The 1,921-nt window shown below is 65.3% G+C and carries 2 pseudogenes; one reads left to right on the forward strand and one right to left on the reverse strand.

What is annotated here, in order from left to right:
* Positions 1-1,253 precede the first annotated feature (1,253 nt).
* Positions 1,254-1,566: pseudogene (locus tag ACZ53N_RS37215) on the forward strand (transposase); the annotation flags it as partial.
* On the opposite strand, the pseudogene ACZ53N_RS37220 reads toward ACZ53N_RS37215, so the two are convergent.
* Positions 1,539-1,716, reverse strand: a pseudogene (locus ACZ53N_RS37220) (transposase); the annotation flags it as partial. The pseudogenes ACZ53N_RS37215 and ACZ53N_RS37220 overlap by 28 nt on opposite strands.
* Between the last annotated feature and the right edge of the window lie 205 nt (positions 1,717-1,921).

A 1,921-nucleotide genomic window follows, 5' to 3' on the forward strand; every position in this document is an offset into this window, starting at 1 on the left:
AACGGCTCGATCCACTACGGATCATCCGCTGAGATCACCCCACCCATGCCCAACCAACGCACCAACCACCCCACCAGTTACGGGACAACCTCTAGTCGTGCCTTGCTTCCGGGTCCTGACGGACCGGGCCGACCAGGATGACGCCCCACTCCTGGAGGGTGTGGCGGACCGCGTCCAGGGGTGGAAGGCTTGGTCGGCCAAGCCGTGATAGATACGATCGAACGCGTCGATGTCCTGCTCGGGGGCCAGCCTGGTCGTCACCTGCAGGATCACGTTCGGCCCGGTACCGTCACATGTCCCGGTCTGTGGTCGCGGTATCCGAACCAGTCCCGCTGCCAGGATGCCGTGATCTTCTGGCTATAGCGGGCCTCGGCATCGTGCGGGTGCGACGATCTCGATGCCGGACCACGGAACCCGTGCCGTGACGGGGCCCGGACAGCCGGTGCAGTACCGACGCTGATCCGGAAGTCGGCTGCGATCTGCGTGAGCACGATGTGCTCACGCAGGTACACCAGAGCCACGACCGCGCTGCGACGGGCCGCAGTCTGCAGCGGCGCGGCGGTCACCCTCGCGGCGTGACGGCTAACATCGTGCCCCACTCCACGAGTGGCATGCGGCAGGCTGAGTGCTGCAGGGCAGATGACCAACAGGGCTCCCCGGGCGGCCGATTGGGACATCAGACATCTCGATCAGCCGGGGAGCCCTGCCAGTCCCGCCCCCACCCGTGACCTGATCGGTAGCCGGATTGAAAACGCTGACTGGGCTCACACCATCGGCTACGCTCGCCCGCGAATATGGCACCGTAAGCCCCCTGCAGCCCCAACCACCGAACGTCGACGATCCAGAGGGAACTCGCCCTTGAGAAACGCCGACAAAACACCCCGGTGTTTATCGTTGATCAGCAGCAGAATATAGACGTAGTCTCGGGTTTGGTACCGATCGTGCGGCCTCCAGAATTCGCCGATCTGTACTGCTGTAGACGGCCCCCTGTTGCGAGCGGGGGGCCGTCGCTTCCGAGCGGTCCCCCAAAATTCGAGGTATACACGGTTCGAGCTCGTTCGTGCAAGGGCTGGAGCCGCTCTGCGCCGGTGAAGGCAGCGAACCTCCCTACCGCCTCCACACGGACGCGCTCGCGAAATGCCCGCCGCTCGCCGCCCAAGCCACCGCCCTGCGGACACCTCATAGTCCGGGCAAACCGCAATGACCACCACACGCCAGCCCCCACAACAACACACTCGAATGCTCAGTAGGCCCTGAGTTCGATGCCCGGCATCGGGGTCAAGACCGGAGCCCGCATCCTCATCGACGCCGGCGACGGATCCAACTTCCCTTCCGCCGCCCACCTCGCCGCATACGCCCGCTGCGCCCCGGCAACCCGCAGTTCCCGCTCCTCGATCCGCGGCGATCAACCCTCCAGACGCGGAAACAAGCAGCTCAAACGAGCCTTCTTCCTGTCGGCGCTCGCCCCCCCTGGCCGACCCGGCCTCCCGGACCTACTTCAACAAGAAGATCAACCAGGGCAAGCACCACACTCAAGCACTGCCGTCGGTGGACCAGCGGCGGTGACGTTCGCAGAACGGTCTGCCAGGGGGAGTAGCGTTCGGGCAGGTCACGCCGTGGGATGCCGGTCCGTGTCCGGTACAGGACCCCGTTGACCACAGTGCGGTGGTCGGGCTCACCCCCCGGGCCGCCCGCTTCGGGCAGCGGAGGAGCAATACGTTCCTACTGGCCGCTGGTCAGTTCACGCCGCCGCACTACGCACGGTTCCTGCCCAGAACAGCAGCGGATCCTCCTCCTCCCCCCCGGGTAGAGCCATCAGACACTACCTAGCCTCGCGCTTTCATGATGCGTGCTGTCCGGCAGGTGATCAGGCAAGCAGAAAGTGCCCCTGACCAGCGAGAATGAGGATTGCTGAGGTCCT

This window comes from Streptomyces sp. NPDC033229, assembly GCF_055576875.1.